We start from the raw sequence: 20,582 nt of genomic DNA on the forward strand, positions 1-20,582 counted from the left end.
TTACTGTTCGTCCAATAACCACTGATAATCCTCTGATAACCACCGATAACCACCGCAGCACCTTGAGGCATCCTGTGACCACCCCCAGCGCCCAGCGCGCCCCCCGCCCGCACCGCCGCCCGAAGAAGGACCCGGCCCGGATCGTCGCGTTCCGCGCGCTGCGCGCCGTCGACGAGCGCGACGCGTACGCCAACCTGATCCTGCCGTCGCTGCTCCGCGAAGCCGAGCAGAAGGGCATGGACCGGCGCGACGCCGCCCTCGCCACCGAGCTCGTCTACGGCACCCTGCGCCTTCAGGGCACCTACGACGCGATCATCGCCGCCTGCATCGACCGGCCGCTCGGCAAGGTCGACCCGCCGGTCCTGGACGTGCTCTCGCTCGGCGCCCACCAGCTGCTCACCACCCGCATCCCCAGCCACGCGGCGGTCTCGGCCACCGTCGAGCTGGCCCGGGTGGTGCTCGGCGACGGCAAGGCCAAGTTCGTCAACGCCGTCCTGCGCCGGATCAGCGCCCACGACCTGGACGCCTGGATCGAGAAGGTCGCCCCGCCGTACGAGAAGGACGCCGAGGACCACCTCGCCGTCGTCCACTCGCACCCGCGCTGGGTCGTCTCCGCGCTCTGGGACTCGCTCGGCCGCTGGCAGCCCGACGCCTCCGGGCGCAGCGCCCTGGAGGACCTGCTGCGCGCCGACAACGCCCGGCCCGAGGTGACCCTCGTCGCCCGCCCCGGCCGGGTCGACGTCGGCGAACTCGCCGACGCGCTGCCCGAGGCCGAGCCCGGCCGCTGGTCCCCGTTCGCGCTGCGGCTCGCCGAAGGCGGCGACCCGGGCTCGCTGGAGGCCGTCCGGGACAACCGGGCGGGCGTCCAGGACGAAGGCAGCCAGCTGGTCGCCCTCGCCCTGGCCAACGCCCCGCTGGACGGCCCGGACCGGCTCTGGCTGGACGGCTGTGCCGGCCCCGGCGGCAAGGCCGCGCTGCTCGCGGCGCTGGCCGCCGAACGCGGCGCCGGGCTGGTCGCGAGCGAGAAGCAGCCGCACCGCGCGCGGCTGGTCGCCCGGGCGCTGGAGGGCAACCCCGGCCCGTACACGGTGATCACCGCGGACGGCACCCGCCCGGCCTGGCGCTCCGGAGGCTTCGACCGGGTGCTGGTCGACGTGCCGTGCTCCGGCCTGGGCGCCCTGCGCCGCCGCCCGGAGGCGCGCTGGCGCCGCCGCCCCGCCGACGTCGCGGCCTTCGGCCCGCTCCAGCGGGACCTGCTGCGCTCGGCGATCGACGCCACCCGGGTCGGCGGGGTGGTCGGGTACGCGACCTGCTCGCCGCACCTCGCGGAGACCCGGGCCGTCGTGGACGACGTGCTGCGGGCCGAGGGCGGCCGGGTCGAGTGGATCGACGCGCGCCCGCTGCTGCCGGGCGTCCCCGCGCTCGGGGACGGGCCGGACGTGCAGCTCTGGCCGCACCTGCACGGGACGGACGCGATGTACCTGGCGCTGCTGCGGCGGACGGCGTGATCCGGTGATCCGGTGATCCCGTGATCCGGTGATCCGGGGGGACTGGGGAGGGCGGTGCGCTCAGCCGGGTGAGGGGGGCTGCGGCCGGGCGGGCGTGGGCCCGGGGAGGTCGGTGAGGAGGGCGTGGGCCTGGGCGCGGAGGCGGTCGACCGGGGGGTCCTCGCAGATCACCTCCAGGCCGAGCCCGCTCGCCTGCCCGAAGTGGTAGTACGACTGGTAGGCGAGGTAGGGGCGGTGGCCGTCGGTGGGGTCCAGCCCGACGGCGAGCGTCGCGAAGTGGGTGCGCTCGTTCTCGGTGCGCTCGAACTCCGTCCGGGAGAGCCGCCATTCGAACTCGTACGGCTCCGGATCGGACGGCAGGTCCAGCAGCGCCTGGGCGAGCCGGCGGACGTCGTCCGGCCCGGCGAACGGGAGCGACTCGGACCAGCGGGGCGCGGCGGCGAGCAGCTCCCAGCCGTCGCCGTTGCGGCTGACGGACAGTGCCCACTCGCCGTCCTGGTCGTGCCAGTGGCAGCTGAGGATCGGATCCATGGTGGTCAACCTCCCTGTGAGGCTTGGCCGTTCGGCTCTCCCCATCGTGGCACACCGGACCGCCGAAGGGAGCCGGGCGGCCGGCGGTGGGCGGGGGCGCGTGGGGCTTTCGGGCCGAGGGCGGGGGCCGGGGTGGTCAGTCGGTGGCCGGGGTCGGCGCGGGGTGCCAGGGGCGGTCGGCGCGGGTCGGGCGGGCCGCGGCGGTGAGGCGCAGGGCGTACACCTCGCGGTCGGTGGCCGGGTGCGGGACGGGGCCGAGGTAGTCGTGGCCGGTCAGGTGGCACCAGGCGGGCAGGTCGAGGGGGGCGGCGGGGTCGGTGGTGTGGATGTGCACCACCGCGCCGGCGGGCAGGTCGGCGATCCGGGCGCGCAGGCGCAGCAGCAGTTGGACGCAGAGCAGGCCGGTGCCGTCGACGGTCAGGTCGGGGGCGGGTTCCTGGCCGGGCTGCTGTCCGGGGGTGTGGGTCATGGGGTTGCTGCCCTTCGCGGTGGTGCGGCGGTGCCGGGGTGCAGGGGTGCAGGGGTGCCGGGCTCAGCCTAGGCGCCGGGACGGTGCGGTACGCGGCGCCGTTCGGGATCTGGCGGTTTCGTAGTCCGACAGTCCGACAGTCCGACGGTTCAACAGTCCGTTAGTCGCGGGCTGTGGCCGCCCCCGGCCGCTGGTCGGGGGCGGTGCCGCCGAGGCGGGTGAGCAGGACGGCGAGGCGGTCGAGGTCGTCGGGGCTCCACTGGTCGGCCGCGAAGAGGTCGGCGGCGACCTTCCGGGCCGTGTACAGCATCTCGGCGAGCCGGTCGCGGCCGGTCGGCGTCAGGGCCGCGTAGGCGACCCGGGCGTCGCGGGCCGCCGCCTCCCGGCTCACCAGGCCGATCCGCTCCAGCGGTGCCAGTCCGCGGGTGACGCCCGAGGCGGTGAGGCCGAGGGCCTCGGCGAGGTCGACCCGGCGCATCCGGCCGCCGGGGGCGTGGCCGAGGTGGAGCAGCAGGGTGAAGTCGGACAGGCTCACGCCGTGCAGGCCGCCGAGGCTCGCGTCGAAGCGCTTGGCCACGGCCGCCTGGGCGCGGACCAGCCGCAGGGCGGTGTCCAGCGGGTCGGGCCGGGTGCCCGGGTCGGCCGGTGGGTCGGCCGGTGGGTCGGCCGGTGGGTTCGTGTGCGGGTCGGCGTGCGGATCTGTCATTGCTACCTCCTTGACTACTCAAGCATACCGGTGCGGCGAGCCGTCAAGGAGGTAGCGGGAGGGGGGAGGGGGCTAGCCGGCGTTGGCGGCGCGGCGCTGCCGCTTGCCGAGCGGTGCCTGCGAGAGGTCCTCGGCCTGGGACCGCAGGTTCTTGTAGCCGTAGCCGCGCTCGGCCAGCCAGGCCCGTGCCGCCTGCTCGGCCCGCTCGGCCGCCGCCAGGATGTCCTCCTCCGCCTCGCCCGAGTCGAGGAAGCGGAAGGTGAAGGCGGCCCGCGCGCCGAGGTCGTAGCTGAGGTGTCCCTCGCGGGTGAAGGCCGCGCGCAGCACGTCGTGTTCGGGCGCGCGGGCGAGGAGTTCGGCGTGCTGCTCGACGCTGAGGTCGTCGAAGACGCCGCGCACCATGATGCGGAAGGTTCGAGTGGTCATCCCCCGACCATAGGCAGGACGGACGGCCGACCGCCAACCCGATTTCGTGCCGCTCGCTGGTCGACAGTGGGTTCCCGGGCGGACCTAGGCGCGTCTGCCGGGCAGGCGGGTGCAGACGGTGCCGGAGGCGAGCGGGGCCGGTTCGGCCTTGAGGGCGTCGAGGGTGAAGTCCGTGGTGAGGGCGCTGATGTCGGCGGTCTGCCGGATGAGGTAGTGGTTGGCGCCGGGGGCTTCGTAGCGGGCGAGGTCGGGGACGACCGGGCGGGCCCGCAGGGCGTATTCGAGGGACTGGTTGGCGTTGGCGGCGCTGTGGTCGCCGGTGCCGTGGACGATCAGGACGCGTCGGCCGGCGAGGTGGTCGACGGGGTCGCCGCTGGGCAGCCAGGGCGCGATGCCGGCGACGCCGACGACGTTCGGGTGCCCGGCGCACCAGAAGGCGGCGCGCCCGCCGAGGGAGTTGCCGATGAGGACGACGGGTACGTCGCCGTAGCGGCGGGCGAGTTCGTCGAGGGCCCAGCGGGTGTCGACGGCGGTGTCGGCGTCGGCGCCGTTCCAGCCGCTGTAGCGGTAGCGCAGCAGGTGGACGGCGAGGCCGTGCGGGCGGCCGCGGTCGGCGAGTTCGGCGGTGAGGTCGCGCAGGCCCAGTTCGGCGACCTTCAGCGGTCCGCGCCGGCTGCGCAGGAACCCGCCGGGCAGTAGCAGGGCGACGCCGTCGACCCGCCCCGTCCCGTCGTCGCCGAGTCGTGGGGTCAGTTGTGCGGTGCGCGGCCGCTGCGCCTGGAACACGCGAAATCCCTCCCTGGTGTCTACCTCCGGATTCTACGGTTCGGCGGGCGGGTCGCGGTGCGCGTGCAGGGGCCGCAGGGCCCAGCCGGTGGCGCGGGTGCGGGGCCCCCGTGGGCCCGGCCTGGCGGGCGGGGGGAGGGCGTTGGGTGGGCGGGCCAACTCGCCTGCGGGTGCGAGGCGTTGGGGCGAGGTCAGGAGCGGCGGCCCGGCTGGTCGCCGCCGCCGGTGGAGCGGCTCCGGCCGGAGAGCAGTTCCTGCATGCTCGGGAGCTTCCGGCGCTGCGAGCCGGTCTGCGAGCCGGTCTGCGGGCCGCTCTGAAAGCCGGTTTGCGTGCCGGCGGGCGGGGCGATCGAGCGGCGGGGTTCGGGGGCCGGGCCGAGGCCGGCCTTGGCGGCCGCGTCGGCGAGGAAGTCGGAGGCCTGGCGGCGGGCGTTGTCGACCGTGCGGCGCAGGCTCTCGGCGTCGTTGCGCAGCTTGTCGGTCTGCCGGCGCAGCAGGTCGGTGCGCTGTTCGGCCTCGGTGAGCTGCTTGAGGCTGGCCGCCGCCCGGGCGGCGGCCTCCCGTTCGAGCTCCTCGCCACGTTGCTGGGCTTCGGCGACGATCTGTTGTGCCCGGGCCTCGGCGCGGGCCCGCTGGTCGGCGAGGTCCTGGTCGAGCCGGCGGCGCCGCTGGGCGATGCTGGTCTCGAATTGCAGCGCGACCTGGGCGGCCTGGTCGCGGGTGCGCTGGAACAGCGCGTCCGCCTCCTGCCGGCGGGCGAGGACGTACGGGTCCTCCTCGGCGGCGGGGACGTCCCGGACGGTGGCGTGGTAGCCGGCCGGGGGCCGTTCGGCCTGCTCGGCGAGGTGGAGCAGGCGTTCGGCGACCTGGTCGGCGTGCGGCGGCCGTCGGTCGGGGTCCTTGGCGAGCAGTTCGAGGACGAGGGTGTCGACGTCGGCGGGCAGGCCGGGCTGGAGGGTGCCGGGGGCGGCCGGGTGGACCTCGCCGTGCTGGCGGATGAGTTCGTAGAGGGTGCCGCGGAACGGCGTGCGGCCGGTGAGGAGTTCGTACAGGAGGCAGCCGAAGGCGTAGAGGTCGGAGCGGGCGTCGAGGCCGCCGCTGTCGAAGCGTTCGGGGGCCATGTAGGCGGGTGTGCCGACGATGACGTTGGTGCTGGTGATGCCGTCGTCGGCGGTGCCGACCCGGGCGATGCCGAAGTCGACGACCTTGACCTCCCCGGACGACTGGATCATCACGTTGGCCGGCTTGACGTCCCGGTGGACGACGCCGGCCCGGTGCGCGGTGGCGAGGGCCTGGGAGATCTGGACGGCCCAGGTGAGGGCCTGGCGCAGGGGCAGCGGTCCGTCGCCGAGGTGGCGGCTGAGCGGGGCGCCGTCGAGCAGTTCCATGACCAGGAAGTAGAGCGGCCGGCCGGCCTCGTCGTGCCGGCCGAAGTCGTGCACGGTGACGATGGACGGGTGGTTGAGCGCGCCGGCGGTGGCCACCTCGCGGACGAACCGGGCCGCGTCCTTGGGGGTGTTGTTGCTGCCCGGGAGCATCACCTTGACGGCGACGAGCCGTTGGATCCGCGCGTCGCGGGCCTTCCAGACCGCGCCGAAGGCGCCCTCGCCGATCTGCTCGACCAGCTCGTACCGCCCGTCGAGTACGTCGCCCGGCTGCATCCCCGCCCCTTTCACGCCCCCGGTGCCGCGCCCCGGCCCCCGGGTCAACCTACCGTCCGTCGCCGGGGCCGGGAGTTTTCCGTTGTCTTTGTTCAGGATCGAGCCAGGCTCTGCGATCATCCGATGATCGTCGTTCGTGCGTGGGCGGCGCTTGACGGGGGAGTGACCGACATGGCCGAGGGGCCCGTGGACAGTGCCGCCGGGGCCGGGCGGGCCCGCAGGTCCGTCCGCCTCGCCAGGGGCGGGTTCGCCATGGACAAGGAGGCCTGGATGGTGGTCTCCGGCGGGGTGCTGGGGGCCATGTTCGCGAGCATGGGCCTGGCCGTGCTGATCGGGCCGTCCCAGGGGTACGGCGGCGAGAGCCTCGACTTCATGGGCATCGTCAGCATCCTCGGCCTGATGCCCTGCGGGGCCGGCCTGCTGTGGGCGCTGCTCCACCCCCGGCGCGGCCTCCCCGCGGTCGCCGTGGGGATCCTGTTCGGGCTCGCCGCGTTCGTCTCCTTCGCCGGGACCGGCCTCAACGACGCCTGGGAGGCGCCGCTGGACCGGCCGTCGTCGATCCGCGCCGTCGGCAGCTGGACCAGCGGGGACGTGGTGGTGCGGGTCCGGCCCGACCAGGTGGTGGCCTACCGCGGCACCACCGGGCAGGTCGCGTGGCGGTGGACGCCGCCGGGCGAGGACTCCGTCTGCGCCATGAGCCGCGGGACGGGCCACGGCCTCGGACTGCTCGGCCACTCCCCGCACGACCGGCCGTGCGCGGCGGTGACGGCGCTCAACCTCGCCGACGGCAAGGCCGCCTGGACCGCCGCGGCGGACGCGCCCGGCCGCGTCGGGGACACGGCGGCGCCCGATCTGCTCGCCGTCGCCGGGGACGAGGCCGTCCTCCAGGAGCGGACCGGCTGGCGCGCGGTGCACCTGGCCGACGGGCGCGCTTCCTGGCGCGGCGACGCGGACGCCGGCTGCTCGCCGTTGCAGGTGGCGGGCGGGGCGGCGGAGGTGGTGACGGTCGCGCAGTGCGGCGACGCCGCGCCGGTGCTGCGGTCGCTGGCCCCGGCGGACGGGCGGGAGCGGACCCGGGTCGCCCTGCCGGTCACGGGCGGGCTGAAGGACGTCGCGGTGGTCTCCACCGAGCCCCTCGCGGTCTGGGTCGACGCGCAGGGCGAGCGCGGGACGCACGCCGTGCTCAGCTTCGACGGGGCGGGGCGGCAGCGGGCGTCGATCCCGGTCGCGGGGGACGAGTACGACCTCGACGTCATGCTGGGCGGCGCCCACGCGTACGACGCGTTCGCCGCCCGCCCGCTGTTCGGCGGGGTGGTCGTCGGCGACCAGCTGATCGTCCCCGGCGAGAAGCCGGACGACGTCCGGATCAGCGGGGGGAAGAACCCCAGCCGCATCGCCACCGGGCGCCTGGTCGCCTACTCGCTCGCCGACGGCGGTAAGCGCTGGACGTCCGGGCTGGACGACCAGGTGACGGGGCTGCTGGTGGACGGCGCGTCGGTGTGGGCGCTGACCCGGGACAAGCTGACCCGGGTCGACGCCGCGACCGGGCGGAAGAGCAGTGAACTGGACGTCAACGACTCCAAGTCCGTCCACCCGGTGGACCTGTCGGTCTCCGGGCCCGGCCGGTTCACGGTGGTGGCGGAGGACGGCACGCGGGACGAGCCGCCGGCTCGGGGCATGGGCTGAGCTTGCGGGGCGCTTGATCGCCCGTTGTTCGTCACGCTCGGTCACGGCCACGGCCCGGGGGTGCCGCCCCGAGCGGCTGTGTCAGGCTGGTGGGGGAGCACCGCCGAGATCGGGAGGCTCGTGATGGCCGAGATCAGGGTGAACGGGGTGTCGCTGCACTACGAGGCCCGTGGCGAGGGGCCCGGCGTCGTCCTGGTGCACGGCTCGTGGAGCGACGCCGACAGCTGGGCGCGCGTGATGCCGGGCCTGGCCGAGTCGACCACCGTCGTCGCCTACGACCGGCGGGGCCACAGCCGCAGTGAGGACCCGCTCACCCAGGGTTCGGTCCACGAGGACGCGGCCGACCTGGCCGGGCTGATCGACGGGCTCGGACTCGCGCCGGCGTTCGTCTGCGGGAACTCGTACGGTTCGCTGATCACGCTGCGGCTCGCCGCCGCCCGGCCCGACCTGCTGCGGGGGATCGCCGTGCACGAGCCGCCCGGCGCCGGCATCCTGCTCGCCGACCCCGAGCTGAGGCCGGTCGCCACCGCGCTCGCCGACCGGATCACCGCCGTCCGGGAGCTGCTGGAGCAGGCCGAGTCGGCCGCGGCGGCGGAGCTGTTCGTGGAGACGGTCACCTTCGGGCCGGGGGCCTGGGCACAGCTGCCCGCGCCGGTGCGGCACACGTACGTGCGCAACGCGCCGACCTACCTGGACGAGCTGCGGGACCCGGACGCCCTGGACCTCGACCTGAACGCGTTGGCCCGCTTCACGGAACCGGCTCTACTCACGCAGAGTGACAACAGTCCGCCGATGTACGGCGAGGTGCTGGACATCATCGACCTCACCCTGTCGAAGGTGGAACGACACCTGTACCGGGGTGCCGGCCACGCACCGCACCTGTCGCAGCCGGAGGAATGGGTGCGGGTGGTGCTGCCGCGCGCCCTGGCGTGAGCCCCCACTCCGGGAGCGCGCCCGGCCCGTTGCGCGCTGGGGCGTAACGGGCCGGGCGTAACGGGCCGACCGCACGCGTCAGTTGGGCGAGGCGCCCCAGCCGTCGTCCGGGAGGGTGCGGTCCGGCTCGGGGCAGTCGGTGTGGTCGTAGCCCCACAGCAGGGCCTTGTTCAGCACCCAGTCGTCTGGCGGCGGCGCGTCATCATGGCCCTCGGGGGCCGCGTGGCCGTCGCGGGCCTGGTGGCCGTCGCGGTCGGTGAGGACGAACGCCACCCGGACCTCCTCGGCCACCGCCACCTCCAGGGTGCGCTGGTCGGGGACGTTCTCGTACGTCACGGTCTCCCAGCGGCAGCCGGCGGCGGTCAGCGCGGCGATCAGGGCCGACTCGGTGACGTGCGTGTCGAGCGTCAGCAACCCGCCACCGGCCAGCGGGAGTTCGAGTTCGCCGTGCCACACGGGCAGGGACAGCGACTGGAGCCGGCGGCAGTGGCAGAACACCGTCTGCACGTCGCCCCAGCTGAAGCCGTGCGGCCAGCGGGACTCGCGGTGGATCCGCCCGCCGTCCCAGGGATCGCCGTAGTGGCCGGCGAGTTCGGGCAGCGGGGCGTTGTAGCGCAGCCCGTCCGGACCGTCCAGGCCGCCGGTGGCCGCCAGCGCGGTGAGCCGCGCGAGGAAGTCCGTCATCCCAGGCACCCGCGCACCGCCTCGATCAGCCGGTTGGCGCGGGCGTCGCCGTGGCCGATCATCCGGTTGGCGACGTAGCCGAAGCCGACGCCGAACTCGTCGTCCCCGAAGGCGAACTGGCCGCCCGCGCCGTCGTTGCCGAAGCTGCGCGCGCCCAGCAGCGGGCGGAAGGCGGGGGAGTCGAGCAGCAGGCCGGAACCCCAGCGGGCGCCCATGTCGAAGCCCAGGAAGCCCGCGCCGGAGGAGACTTCGCGCACCGCGTCGGTGACGGTCTCGTGCGAGAGCAGGCGCGGGCCGCCGTCCAGGCCGGTGGCGGCGGCCGCGTACAGCCCCGCCAGCCCGGTGGCGGAGGCGACCGCGCCCGCGCCGGGCAGCTCGATCGCGTGCAGGGCCGGGTCGTTCCAGCCGTGCGGCACGTCCAGGCCGGGGAAGACCAGGGCGCCGTTCATCGTCACGATCCGGGTCAGCAGGTGCTCCGGGCCGGGCATCGGACGGCGGCCCTCCGCCTCCACCAGCCGGGCCAGGCGCGGGAGTTCACTCTCCGGCAGGCCGATCCGGACCGGCAGGCCGAGCGGCTCGGCGATCTCCTTGCGGAGGAACTCGCCCGGCGTGAGCCCGGTGATCCGGCGGATCACCTCGCCGACCGCGAAGCCCAGGACGTGGCCGTGGTACTCGTAGGCCGTGCCGGGCTCCCAGAGCGGCTCCTGCGCCTCGATCGCGCGGACGACGGGAGCCCAGCCGGCGATCTCCTCGAAGGACAGCACCGCGTCCAGGGCCGGGATGCCCGCGCGGTGGCCGAGGATCATGCGGGTGGTGATGTCCTGCTTGCCGTGGCGGGCGAACTCGGGCCAGTAGCGGGCGATCGGCGCGTCGAGGTCGAGGCGGCCCTGCTGGGCGAGCAGGTGGGCGCTGATGCTCACCGCGCCCTTGGCGCAGGAGAAGACCGGGACGACGGTGTCCTGCGTCCAGGCCCGGCCGGTGCGTTCGTCGGCCGTCCCGCCCCACAGCTCGACCACCTTGCGGCCGCCGGAGAACACCGTGACGGCGGCGCCGAGTTCGGGGAACTCGTCGAAGTTGCGGGCGAAGACGTCCGCCACGGCGCCGAACCGTTCGTCGGTCCAGCCCTGGTACTGCTGCATGGTGTTCCGCCCCGTTCCTTCGTTCACGTGGAGCCGCTGGCCCCAAGATCGTCGACCGGACCACGGTACGGCGTCGGGGCGGTCGGCACGACCGGTTTCCCACCCGGGCGGCGGTGGGGAGCCGGCGCCCGGGCGGTGGTCCGTCGCCCGCCGTCAGCTGCGGCCGGTGACGTAGAGGGGCTTCATGTCGACGGCCGTCGCGGTGGCGGTGTGCCCCAGGCCCTCGCGGGCGGCGTTGGTGAGCACGCCGGGGTCGGCCTCGGCGTGCTCGGCGAACAGGCCGCCGAGGCCCCGGGCGCGGGCGTACTCGGCCTTGGCGCGGACGGAGCGCGGGGTGTCGAGGGAGAGGAAGACGCCGGTGCTCGGGTTGTGGAGGTAGTCGGCGTCGGCGGAGATGTCCGTGTACAGCTCGAAGCCGTTGCGGCCCTCGCCCTGCTCCAGGTCGAGGTAGTTGCGCAGCACGTCGGCGTAGGTGCTCGTGCCGGGGGCGAAGGAGCCGACCGTCTGGCCCGACGCGGTGTCGTACGTGCCGCGCAGGGGCGAGCTGCGGGTGAGCCGGGCCCGCTTGGCGTTGCGGGTGGTGGTGGCGTAGCCGAGGTGGATGCGGTGCGGGGCCACGCCGGCGTGCTCGATCAGGTGGGTGACGGCGTTGTCGACGCAGTCCGTCTGGCTGCTGCTCGGGTCGCGGCGAAGCGAGGTGTGGTGCCCGAGCCCGGCGGACCAGGGGCTGCCGAAGAAGTCGAAGGACATCAGGTCCAGCCGGTCGGCGCCGGCCTCGACCAGGAGCGGGACGTTCATCGCGTCCAGTTGGGCGGCGGAGGCCGGCACCGCGACGGCGATCGTCGCGCTCCGGTCGGCGGCGGACAGCGCGGCCCTGGTCTCGCGGATGAGTTCGGCGAAGTTCCCGGCGTCCTCCGGGCCGTACCCCGCCTCCGGGGCGCCGGCCGAGCCGGGCCAGCGCCAGTCCAGGTGGAGGGTGGAGAACATCGGGAAGGCGCGGAAGATCCGTACCACGGACTGGGCGAACCGCCGCCGGGAGGCGGGCTCCTGCGCGATGGCGTGGAAGGCCTCGCTCAGGTCCCAGCCGCCGATGTGCAGTCCGACCGCGAGGTCCGGGTTGCGCTCCTTGAGGCGACGGGCGGCGCCCAGCAGGCCCTGGGCCTGCTGCTGGGTGAACAGGTCCTGGTAGTCGTTGGAGACCCAGCCGTCGAACCCGTAGCCGAGGTAGGCGGCCGCCGCGCTCCAGGCGTCGATGAAGGTCACGGCGCCGCGCTCGGAGGAGGCGATGCCGAAGTCCTGGGCGGCCTGGGCGGTGGCGGGCCCCAGGCTGCCCCGGCCGCCGACGAGGCCGACCAGGCCGACCACGATCTCGTCGAAGGCGCCGTTCGCGGCCTCCAGCCGGGTGACGTCCGCGCCCGGCCCGCCGGTGGGTCCGCCGGTGTCGTCGGTCAGGCGGCTGTCGTAGGCCCAGGTGGTGTCCAGGAAGCCGGACACGGTCTGCTCGCCGCTGCGCCGGTAGGTGTTGAAGGCGGGCTTGGCGACCCGGCAGGGGGTGAAGGAGAGCTTCGAGTCCTCCCGCGCCGGGTCGAAGCCGTTCATCTCGTACGTGCGCTCGGCCGCGTCCACCGCCTGGCCGTTGAGGCCGGGGTCGGACGGGTACACCAGCTCGCTCATGGCATGCGCTCCCTGTGGTGGGGATGACGGAATGCGCCCGGATCGACGCCGGGCGTGATCACGCTTGGGAGCGTAATGGCGGGAGCTGTGCGTGTGGGGCGGTTCGGACGAACTGGTTGACGGTCGATCAGATGAGCGGTAATGCCGACGCCGCTCACCGCAGGGCATGCGGTGAGCGGCGCAGGGTGGTGCGGGGCGGTGGCCAGTTAGGCGGTGAAGCGGGGGTCGCGGGCTTCGATGGCCTGGACGAAGGCGGTCCATTCGGCCTGGTCGAAGGCGAGGTGGGGGCGGCCGGGGTTCTTGTCGTCGCCGAGCCAGACGTCGCCGTTGGGGAAGCGGGCGATGATCACGCAGTTGCCATTGGAGTCGCCGGAGAAGGGGGACTTGGCCCAGTCGGCGTCGGCGGGGTTGTGGTTGTACGGGTCGCGCTTCTCGCTCACGTGATCTCTTCCAACTTGCGTTCAAGGGCGGCAATGGTGGCGGTCGGCGAAAGCGCGCACCGCTTCAGCCGAGCGAAGGCCCGCTCGGCCCGACGGACTTCACGTCCCGATTTACGCGGGAGCATACCGCCGACGGCTTCGACGAATGCGAAGCTCTCACCTGGCTCCCCAGGGAAGCGAAGAAGCGTAAGCCCCGACGCCAGAATCCCAGGTCGCCCAGCGCTGAGCGGAACCATGCGAAGGATGACGTTGGGGTACTGAGCCACCTTGAGAACGTGCCGGATCTGACCGGCAAGAACCTCTTCGTCGCCGCCGACGAGTAGGGCCACCTCGCCAAAGTAGGCGTCGAGATTGAGTAGTGGCGCTTTGGTGAGCCTGCGTTGGCGAAGAATGCGGATCTCGGCAGCAGCCTCGTTCTGGTCCTCGCTGAGACCGTCGAGACCGGCGGCGATCACCTCGCGTGCGTAATCCTCGGTCTGCAGCAGTCCAGGGAAGGCCGACAGGTAGTAGTCGAGCATCTGAGTGGCATCGGCCTCAAGACTGAGGTACTCGGCGAAAGCGGAGCTGATCGTGTCGGCAAACTCGTGATCCTGCCACCAGTGCCGTGAAGGGCCGTCAGTGGCCAACGCCTCGATCTCTGCCCTTTCCGGGCCGGTGATCCCGCAGTGGTCCATGAACGCGGCCAAGTCAGCTGCGGTCACCGGCAGCAGCGCCCTCTCGACCTTGCTGAGTCGAGCCGGGTTCCAGCCCTTCAGGCCGGCGGTCACGTCGGCGAGCGTCTTGTTGTTCTCTGTGCGCCATGCTCGTAGCTCGTCTCCGAGCCGGATCTGCCTGATCGCTGACGGGTCCTTGCTCAACGCGCCCCTCCCTTGGTCTGCGGCCCCAGTCTTGCTGGCCGTGCTACAGGGCTCAAGCCAAGTCCAAGATCAAATAATTTATTTTTCTCTTGGCATTGTTCGGGTTGCAAATTCGATTTTCGATGCCCCACACTCACTGTGACCGCACGAACACGCCACTGAAGGTGTGGGGTGACTCATGTCCACCTTGCGTAACCCGGTCCTCCGAACCTGGGAGACCACCCTCACCGAGCACGAGACCTCGGTCCGTACCGCCCGCCGCCTGGTCCGTGACCAGCTCACCTCCTGGGGCTGGGCCGGTGACCCGGTCGACGACCTCGTCCTCATCGCCTCCGAGTTCGTGACCAACGCCGTCGTCCACGCCTGTCACGGCGACGGCGAAGTCCGGCTCTACCTCCAGGAGTTCGACGGCGACTGCCGCCTCGAAGTCTGGGACCCCCGCAGTGACCTCCCGCTCCTGGAGCGGCGTCCGGGCCGTTTCAACGAGTGCGGCCGTGGGATCGAACTCGCCCGCCGGCTCGCCGTCGACTTCGGGGTGATCGCGCGGTGCGGCACGGGCAAGCGCGTCTGGGCGCGCGTCCTCCGTACCGCGAACAGCAACGTTCCCTCGCCCGAAAGTTGAGCGTCATCAAGCTCGCCACCACGGCTGCGATCACCGCCGCCAGCCTCGCCCTCGCCTGCTTCGCCTCGGACCTCGTTCCGCCGCGCGAGCCGGCCACCGCCGACGTCGTCTGGTGGACCACCCTGGCCGCCGCCCTGATGACCGGCATCAACCGCCACAGCGACAACTCCGACGACGACAACGACTGAACCGAGGCCGCTCACCCCATGACGACCATGCACCCCGCCGCCATCGCCTTCCGCGACCCGGCGGCCCTCCGCGCCCGCTGCGACATCGGCAACGTCCGCAGAGTCCACGGCGAGCCCGACTACGAGAACGGAGCCCTCGTCCCCGCCGGCGACTGGTCCCCGCTCCCCGAGGACCACCCCGAGCGCTACGCGCCAGGCCCCTTCACCAAGGACAGCGGCCTGGTCGAGTTCTTCCGCCTCCCCGGGACCGTCACCGACGTCCACACCGTCGCCGCGCTCGTCGGCCTCCTCGGCGATCCGCTGCACGTTGCCCTGGACGAGGCCGACGACCCGCCCGGCGAGTTGGTCACCCACCGGTTGCCCGAGAACGGCCTGTGCCTCGGCCTGCATGTCGACAACCACCAGAACCTGCCGTACCCGGACCGCGACACCGCCCGCCGCCGCCTCTGCGTCAACCTCGGCCCCGGCAGCCGCTACCTCCTGCTCGCGGACACCGACATCAAGTCCATCTGCCGTACCGTCCACGACCGTTACGAGACCCACTGCCCCCACACCGACGACCTGCGGATGTTCGTCGCCCTGCGCAAGCCGCTCAAGCTGCTGCGGGTCCGCATCGACCCGGGGGAGGGCTGGCTCGCCCCGACCGCCGTGCTGCCGTACGACGAGTCCACGGAAGGTGTGGAAGGTCAGGGCCGGTGGTCCACCACCGCGTCCTGGCTCGGCCACTGGGGGCGCGACCTCTTCGACCCGCTGATCTGATCGCGCGCCGATCACTCTCCGCACACACCCCGATCGGCGGGGCGGGCGCAGGCCGCACCGTTGCGCACTTTGGAGCGCGGCAAATCTGAGGGGCGCGCAAGAGGCACCACGCGCCTCTGTTCGCGCCCCTTTGAGGTCGAGAACCCTCGCACGCCCGGCCCCGACGATCCGGGGCTGCCAGCGACTATCTGACCGCGCGTTCGGGCAGGCTCGGGCGGACACCGATCGAAGGAGGCCGTGATGGCCGCAGTGCACGAATCCGTACTCGACGCGATCGGCGGGACACCGCTGTTCCGCCTCGCCCGGCTCGGCGCCGGACTGCCCGCGCCGATCTACGCCAAGGCCGAGTTCCTCAACATCGGCGGCAGCGTCAAGGACCGCGCCGCGCTGTCCATGGTGCTGGCCGCCGAGCGGGACGGCCTGCTGCGGCCGGGCGGGACGATCGTCGAGGCGACCTCCGGCAACACCGGCATCGGGCTGGCCATCGTCGGGCGGCAGCGCGGCTACCGGGTGATCGCCGGGGTGTCCGACAAGTCGGCGCCCGAGAAGTCCGACATCCTGCGGGCGTACGGCGCCGAGGTGGTGCTCGCCCCGACGGCCGTGCCCGCCGAGGACCCGGCGCACCTGTTCAACGTCGTGCAGCGGCTGGTGGAGGAGATCCCCGGCGCCTGGCTCGCCAACCAGTACGACAACCTGGCCAATCCTGACGCCCATGTGCGCACCACCGGTCCCGAGATCTGGGAGCAGACCGGCGGCCGGGTGACCCACTTCGTCGCGGGCGTCGGCACCGGCGGTACCGTCACCGGCACCGGCGGGTACCTCCAGCAGGTGTCCGGCGGCTCCGTGACCGTGATCGGCGCCGACCCGGAGTCCTCGATGTACGGGGGCGGGGACGGCAGCCCGTGGTTCGTCGAGAGCATCGGGCACTTCCTCCACCCCGGCACCGTCGAGGACCGCTGGCCGCAGGCCTACCGGTCGGAGGTGGTGGACGCCTTCGAACGCATCCCGGACCGCGAGTCGCTGCTGACGGCCCGTCGGCTCGCCCGCGAGGAGGGCATCCTGGCCGGTCCTTCCTCGGGCACGGCGGTGGCGGCGGCGCTGCGGGTCGCGCGGCGGCTCGGGCCGGACGACCTGGTGGTGGTGCTGCTGCCGGACTCCGGGCGCTCGTACCTGTCCAAGGTGCACAGCGACGACTGGATGCGGCAGTGGGGCTTCCTGGAGGCGGAGGCGGAGTCGGAGGCGGCGAACAGCCTTCGGTCGCTGCTCGCCGGGGCCGGCCCGCTGGTCGCGGTCGACGCCGGCGCGACGGTCGGCGAGGCGCTGGAGGCGCTGCGCGCCGTGCCCGACGGGGTGGCGCCGGTGGTGCTGGCGCGGGCGGCGAGGCCGTACGGGGTGAGCGCGACGGAGGTGGTCGGCTCGGTGTCGCGGGCGGTGCTGGCGGCTGCGCTAGCGGACGGCGGCGCCAAGCCGGGCGATCCGTTGGGCGGTCCGTCGGGTGAATCGCCGGGTGATTCGCCGGGTGGTCCGTTGGGCGCACTGCTCGGGCCGGCGCTGCCGGCGGTGGGCGTCGGGCAGTCGCCGGCCGAGGCGCGGGCGGCGCTGGGGGGCGCGCACGAGGCCGTGTTGGTGCTGGTCGACGGGCGGGCGGTGGCGGTGCTGTCGCGGGCGCGGCTTGGGGGCGGGGCTTGAGGGCGCGGTTTGGGGGCGGGGCCTGAGGGCGGGGCCGTTCGGCGGGCTCAGCGGGCTCAGCGGGCTCAGCGGGGCGTCGGCGGGGCCAGGATGGCCGTGATCACCCGGTCCAGCGAGCGGTCGAAGGCGGCGTCCGGATCGGAGGGCGGTCCGGACGCCGCGAACGCCTGGGCCAGGTGCGGGTATTCGCCGCTCATGGCGGCCCGGGTGAGGTAACCGACCAGCTCCGCCTGCCACTTGGCGCCTGAGGCCGCCGTCTGCTCGTACTGGGCGTACTGGCAGACGAAGCCGTTGAACAGGGCCATGGCCTCCATCCGGGCGCCGCCGTCCAGGCCGGTGGAGGCGGTGACGGCGAGGAAGTGGTCGGTGTAGCGCAGGGCGTTGGGGCCGATGCCCGGGCGGGCGAGCACCAGGGCCGGCAGCCAGGGGTGGCGGCGGAAGATGGCGAGTTGCTGGCGGGCGAGCGCCGCCAGGTCGGCGCGGACGTCGCCGCTCGGCGCGGCCGGCAGCTCGTACTCGGCGGTGACGGCGTCGAGCATGAGGTCGAGCAGGTGCTCCTTCTTCGGCACGTAGTTGTAGAGCGACATGGTGCCCGCCCCGAGGGCGGCCGCGACCCGGCGCATGGAGGCGGCGTCCAGGCCCTCCGCGTCGGCGATCTCGACGGCCGCGGCGGCGATGGACGTCCGGCTGTGGGCCGGTTTCGGTCCGCGGCCGGTGCGTTCGGGGCGCAGCCAGATCAGTTCGGGCGCCTCGGGGGCGGCCGGGCGCTCGCTGGTGCTGGGGGGTTCGTTGGACGGCACTGGATGATCACCTCGCCCCCCATCTTAGATACGTACGACGTACGTAGTAGCATCTGACCCACGCTTCTACGTACGCTGTACCTAGAGAAGGGGCAGAGCCATGTCCGACACCGCCCGACCCGCCATCGAGATGGCAGGCGTGGAGAAACGATTCGGGACCACCGAGGCCCTCCGCGGCCTCGACCTCGCCGTTCCCGCCGGCACCGTCTGCGGGTTGCTCGGCCCCAACGGCGCCGGCAAGACCACCGCCGTCCGCGTCCTCGCCACCCTCGTCGCCCCAGACCGGGGCACCGTCCGCGTCGCCGGCCACGACGTCGTCAGCGCCGCCGAGGACGTCCGCCGGGCCATCGGCCTCGCCGGGCAGTACGCCGCCGTCGACGAGGGCATCACCGGGCGCGACAACCTCCACCTGTTCGGTCGGCTGCACCGCCTCGGCGCCCGCCGCGCCCGTGCCCGCGCCGACGAACTGCTCGAACGCTTCGACCTCACCGAGGCCGGCGACCGGCTCGTCCGCACCTACTCCGGCGGCATGCGCCGACGCCTCGACCTCATCGCCAGCCTGGTCACCAGCCCCCCGGTGCTCTTCCTCGACGAGCCGACCACCGGGCTCGACCCGCGCAGCCGTCAGGAAATCTGGGACACCGTCAAGGAGTTGGCCGACGGGGGCACCACCGTGCTGCTCACCACCCAGTACCTGGAGGAGGCCGACCGGCTCGCCGACGACATCGTCGTCGTCGATCACGGCGCCGCCATCGCCACCGGCCCACCGGCCCGGCTCAAGGCCGCGATCGGCAGTCAGCTGTCCGTCACCCTCGCCGACCCGGCCCAACTCGCCGCCGCCGCCGTGGTGCTGTCCACCCTCTCGGGCGGCGACGCGCACGTGGACGCGGCCGAACGGACCGTGACGGTGCTGACCCAGCCCGGCGTGTCCGTCCTGCTGCCCTCGCTGGTACGGGAGTTGGACACCGTCGGGATCACCGCCGAGGACGCCGCCGTACGGGCCCCCTCGCTGGACGACGTGTTCCTCGCGCTCACCCGCGAATCCGCCGAAACCCTGAGGAGGGCCGCCTGATGGCCGCCGTGTACGCCCCCGCGCCGATGCCGTCCCGCCCCGCCCGGCTGGCCGTCGACACCTGGACGTCGATGCTCCGCATCCTCCTCAACTACCGCCACTCGCCAGGCCTGTTGGCCGCCTCGCTGGGCGTCCCCGTGATCATGGTGGTGGTCTTCGGGTACGTCTTCGGCAGCGCCATGCGGATCCCGGGCGGCGGCGACTACCGCGAGTTCCTGATGCCCGGCCTGTTCGCCATGGTCGCCACCAACGGCGTCATGGTGACCATGGTCGGCGCCGCCCGCGACGTCGGCCGCGGCATCACCGACCGGCTGCGCTCCATGCCCGTCTCCCGCACCGGACTGCTGCTCGGGCAGACCCTCGCCGACCTGCTGGTCAGCGTCGTCGTCCTGACCCTCCTCGCGCTCGTCGGCCTCGCCGCCGGCTGGCGCGTGCGCGAGGGCGCCGGGGACGCGGCGGGCGCGTTCGCCCTGCTGCTGCTCTTCCGCTTCGTGATGACCTGGGTCGGCACCTGCCTCGGCCTGGCCATCGGCAAGGAGGACGCCGCCGGCCAACTCTCCGTCGCGGTCTTCCCGATCGCGATGGTCACCAACGCCTACGTCCCCACCGGCGGCATGCCCGGGTGGCTGCGGGTCGTCGCCGACTGGAACCCGGTCAGCGCCGTCGTCCAGGCCTGCCGCGAACTTTTCGGCAACCCCTCGGCGGCCGGCGACGCCTGGCCCATGCAGCACGCCGTCCTCGCCTCGGTGCTCTGGAGCGGTCTGCTGCTCGCGCTCTGCATGCCGCTCGCCGTACGGAAGTTCGCGACGCACGGGCGCTGATCGGGGCGGTCGGTCGTTCATCCGTCCGTCCGTCCGTAAGTCCGTCCGCTCACCCGTTTCGTCTGACGGAATGTGCTGGACACCGCTGCCGGTACGGTCGAAGGTGGGCGCCATGGAGTACACCCACCTCGGCCGCACCGGCCTGACCGTCTCCCGACTCTGCCTGGGCACCATGAACTTCGGCCCCCACACCGAGGAGTCCGAGGCCCACCGCATCATGGACACCGCCCACGAGCGGGGCATCAACTTCTTCGACACCGCCAACGCCTACGGCCGCGACAGCGAGGGCAACCTCAGGGGCCGGACCGAGGAGATCATCGGCCGCTGGTTCGCCCAGGGCGGCGGCCGCCGCGAACGCACCGTCCTCGCCACCAAGGTGTACGGGCCGATGGGCGACTGGCCCAACGAGGGCAAGCTCTCCGCCCTCGCCATCCGCCGCGCCGTCGAGGCCAGCCTGCGGCGCCTGAACACCGACCACATCGACCTCTACCAGATGCACCACATCGACCGGGACACGCCCTGGGAGGAGATCTGGCAGGCGATGGAGGTCCTGGTCGCCCAGGGCAAGATCATCTACGTCGGCTCCAGCAACTTCGCCGGCTGGCACCTCGCCCAGGCCCAGGAGGCCGCCCGCTCCCGCCACTTCCTCGGCCTGGTGAGCGAACAGTCCCTCTATAACCTCCTCGACCGCACCATCGAACTGGAGGTCATCCCCGCCCTCCAGCACTACGGCCTCGGCCTGCTGCCCTGGTCCCCGCTGCGCAGCGGCCTCCTCGGCGGCATCCTCCGCAAGGAACGCGAAGGCACCCGCGTCCGCGGCGCCCTGCCCCAGGCCGACGCACTCCTCGCCACCCACCGCGACCGCCTCCAGGCCTACGAGGACCTCGCCGCCGACCTCGGCACCGAGCCCGCCGACCTCGCCCTCGCCTGGCTCCTCACCCGCCCCGCCGTCACCGCCCCCATCATCGGCCCCCGCACCCCCGCCCACCTCGACGCCGCCGTCGCCGCCCTCGACCTGAAGCTCGACCAGAAGACCCTCGACCGCCTCGACGAACTCTTCCCCGGCCACCAGCCGGCCCCGGAGGACTACGCCTGGTAGCCGCGCACGGGCGCTGTCCTGCCCCGGCGGTA

The 20,582-nt window shown here is 73.4% G+C and carries 22 protein-coding genes; 10 read left to right on the plus strand and 12 right to left on the minus strand.

The features are described 5' to 3' along the window. Positions 1-74: 74 nt before the first annotated feature. Positions 75-1,508, plus strand: coding sequence for a transcription antitermination factor NusB (locus ACIOGZ_RS17860; protein ID WP_363618305.1), 1,434 nt, complete (start codon positions 75-77; stop codon positions 1,506-1,508). Between the two features lie 60 nt (positions 1,509-1,568). Here ACIOGZ_RS17860 and ACIOGZ_RS17865 read toward each other — a convergent pair whose 3' ends face one another. From ACIOGZ_RS17865 to ACIOGZ_RS17890, 6 genes are all read right to left on the minus strand, one after another. After that, positions 1,569-2,039 carry a hypothetical protein gene (locus tag ACIOGZ_RS17865; RefSeq protein ID WP_400986394.1) on the minus strand — a complete coding sequence of 157 codons (471 nt, stop codon included), beginning with the start codon at positions 2,037-2,039 and terminating at the stop codon, positions 1,569-1,571. A 136-nt stretch (positions 2,040-2,175) separates the two neighbouring features. Continuing rightward, positions 2,176-2,508 (minus strand): sulfurtransferase TusA family protein, encoded by a 333-nt coding sequence (locus ACIOGZ_RS17870; protein ID WP_363583160.1) that lies wholly within the window; start codon positions 2,506-2,508, stop codon positions 2,176-2,178. A gap of 160 nt (positions 2,509-2,668) precedes the next feature. After that, complete coding sequence (locus ACIOGZ_RS17875) at positions 2,669-3,214, minus strand: MarR family winged helix-turn-helix transcriptional regulator (RefSeq protein ID WP_400986396.1); 546 nt, start codon at positions 3,212-3,214, stop codon at positions 2,669-2,671. A 72-nt stretch (positions 3,215-3,286) separates the two neighbouring features. Beyond that, the gene (locus ACIOGZ_RS17880; RefSeq protein WP_363583164.1) at positions 3,287-3,640 is read right to left on the minus strand and encodes a DUF6204 family protein; all 354 of its coding nucleotides are present in this window, start codon (positions 3,638-3,640) and stop codon (positions 3,287-3,289) included. An 84-nt stretch (positions 3,641-3,724) separates the two neighbouring features. After that, entirely contained in the window at positions 3,725-4,426 is a 702-nt protein-coding gene (locus ACIOGZ_RS17885) for an alpha/beta hydrolase (protein ID WP_400986397.1), read from the minus strand. Positions 4,427-4,617: 191 nt separating this feature from the next. Then, complete coding sequence (locus tag ACIOGZ_RS17890) at positions 4,618-6,087, minus strand: serine/threonine-protein kinase (protein ID WP_400986399.1); 1,470 nt, start codon at positions 6,085-6,087, stop codon at positions 4,618-4,620. A gap of 171 nt (positions 6,088-6,258) precedes the next feature. Between ACIOGZ_RS17890 and ACIOGZ_RS17895 the strand changes: the two genes are divergently transcribed. After that, positions 6,259-7,773 carry a hypothetical protein gene (locus tag ACIOGZ_RS17895; RefSeq protein WP_400986401.1) on the plus strand — a complete coding sequence of 505 codons (1,515 nt, stop codon included), beginning with the start codon at positions 6,259-6,261 and terminating at the stop codon, positions 7,771-7,773. 123 nt (positions 7,774-7,896) lie between these two features. Next, positions 7,897-8,706, plus strand: a complete 810-nt coding sequence (locus ACIOGZ_RS17900) for an alpha/beta hydrolase (protein ID WP_363583172.1) — start codon at positions 7,897-7,899, stop codon at positions 8,704-8,706. 78 nt (positions 8,707-8,784) lie between these two features. On the opposite strand, the gene ACIOGZ_RS17905 is transcribed toward ACIOGZ_RS17900, so the two are convergent. The 5 genes from ACIOGZ_RS17905 to ACIOGZ_RS17925 all read right to left on the minus strand — a co-directional run bounded on the left by ACIOGZ_RS17905 (position 8,785) and on the right by ACIOGZ_RS17925 (position 13,500). Beyond that, positions 8,785-9,390, minus strand: a complete 606-nt coding sequence (locus tag ACIOGZ_RS17905) for a hypothetical protein (protein WP_400986403.1) — start codon at positions 9,388-9,390, stop codon at positions 8,785-8,787. Continuing rightward, a complete protein-coding gene (locus ACIOGZ_RS17910; protein WP_400803536.1) occupies positions 9,387-10,529 on the minus strand; it encodes a serine hydrolase domain-containing protein in 1,143 nt (380 codons plus the stop codon). Before ACIOGZ_RS17910 ends, ACIOGZ_RS17905 begins: the two co-directional genes overlap by 4 nt. A gap of 153 nt (positions 10,530-10,682) precedes the next feature. Further along, positions 10,683-12,203 (minus strand): glycosyl hydrolase family 18 protein, encoded by a 1,521-nt coding sequence (locus tag ACIOGZ_RS17915; RefSeq protein WP_400986405.1) that lies wholly within the window; start codon positions 12,201-12,203, stop codon positions 10,683-10,685. A 206-nt stretch (positions 12,204-12,409) separates the two neighbouring features. Beyond that, positions 12,410-12,643, minus strand: coding sequence for a DUF397 domain-containing protein (locus ACIOGZ_RS17920; RefSeq protein ID WP_363583180.1), 234 nt, complete (start codon positions 12,641-12,643; stop codon positions 12,410-12,412). Next, complete coding sequence (locus ACIOGZ_RS17925) at positions 12,640-13,500, minus strand: helix-turn-helix transcriptional regulator (RefSeq protein ID WP_363583182.1); 861 nt, start codon at positions 13,498-13,500, stop codon at positions 12,640-12,642. The genes ACIOGZ_RS17920 and ACIOGZ_RS17925 overlap by 4 nt, the downstream gene beginning before the upstream one ends. Before the next feature lie 178 nt (positions 13,501-13,678). Between ACIOGZ_RS17925 and ACIOGZ_RS17930 the strand changes: the two genes are divergently transcribed. The 4 genes from ACIOGZ_RS17930 to ACIOGZ_RS17945 all read left to right on the plus strand — a co-directional run bounded on the left by ACIOGZ_RS17930 (position 13,679) and on the right by ACIOGZ_RS17945 (position 16,758). Continuing rightward, positions 13,679-14,122 carry an ATP-binding protein gene (locus tag ACIOGZ_RS17930; RefSeq protein ID WP_363583184.1) on the plus strand — a complete coding sequence of 148 codons (444 nt, stop codon included), beginning with the start codon at positions 13,679-13,681 and terminating at the stop codon, positions 14,120-14,122. Further along, positions 14,119-14,310 carry a hypothetical protein gene (locus tag ACIOGZ_RS17935; RefSeq protein ID WP_350887235.1) on the plus strand — a complete coding sequence of 64 codons (192 nt, stop codon included), beginning with the start codon at positions 14,119-14,121 and terminating at the stop codon, positions 14,308-14,310. Before ACIOGZ_RS17930 ends, ACIOGZ_RS17935 begins: the two co-directional genes overlap by 4 nt. Before the next feature lie 18 nt (positions 14,311-14,328). Continuing rightward, positions 14,329-15,069, plus strand: coding sequence for a hypothetical protein (locus ACIOGZ_RS17940; protein WP_363583186.1), 741 nt, complete (start codon positions 14,329-14,331; stop codon positions 15,067-15,069). 240 nt (positions 15,070-15,309) lie between these two features. Next, positions 15,310-16,758, plus strand: a complete 1,449-nt coding sequence (locus tag ACIOGZ_RS17945; protein WP_400986408.1) for a PLP-dependent cysteine synthase family protein — start codon at positions 15,310-15,312, stop codon at positions 16,756-16,758. Between the two features lie 65 nt (positions 16,759-16,823). Here ACIOGZ_RS17945 and ACIOGZ_RS17950 read toward each other — a convergent pair whose 3' ends face one another. After that, positions 16,824-17,558 carry a TetR/AcrR family transcriptional regulator C-terminal domain-containing protein gene (locus ACIOGZ_RS17950; protein WP_363583190.1) on the minus strand — a complete coding sequence of 245 codons (735 nt, stop codon included), beginning with the start codon at positions 17,556-17,558 and terminating at the stop codon, positions 16,824-16,826. Positions 17,559-17,658: 100 nt separating this feature from the next. Between ACIOGZ_RS17950 and ACIOGZ_RS17955 the strand changes: the two genes are divergently transcribed. From ACIOGZ_RS17955 to ACIOGZ_RS17965, 3 genes are all read left to right on the plus strand, one after another. Continuing rightward, positions 17,659-18,630 carry an ATP-binding cassette domain-containing protein gene (locus ACIOGZ_RS17955; RefSeq protein WP_363627496.1) on the plus strand — a complete coding sequence of 324 codons (972 nt, stop codon included), beginning with the start codon at positions 17,659-17,661 and terminating at the stop codon, positions 18,628-18,630. Further along, positions 18,630-19,451: an ABC transporter permease gene (locus ACIOGZ_RS17960; RefSeq protein ID WP_363583194.1), complete on the plus strand. Its 822-nt coding sequence runs from the start codon at positions 18,630-18,632 to the stop codon at positions 19,449-19,451. Before ACIOGZ_RS17955 ends, ACIOGZ_RS17960 begins: the two co-directional genes overlap by 1 nt. Before the next feature lie 112 nt (positions 19,452-19,563). Beyond that, positions 19,564-20,550, plus strand: a complete 987-nt coding sequence (locus ACIOGZ_RS17965) for an aldo/keto reductase (RefSeq protein ID WP_363583196.1) — start codon at positions 19,564-19,566, stop codon at positions 20,548-20,550. The last annotated feature ends 32 nt before the right edge of the window (positions 20,551-20,582 follow it).

The organism is Kitasatospora sp. NPDC088160 (genome assembly GCF_044741445.1).
In the GTDB taxonomy this organism is placed as follows: Bacteria; Actinomycetota; Actinomycetes; order Streptomycetales; family Streptomycetaceae; genus Kitasatospora.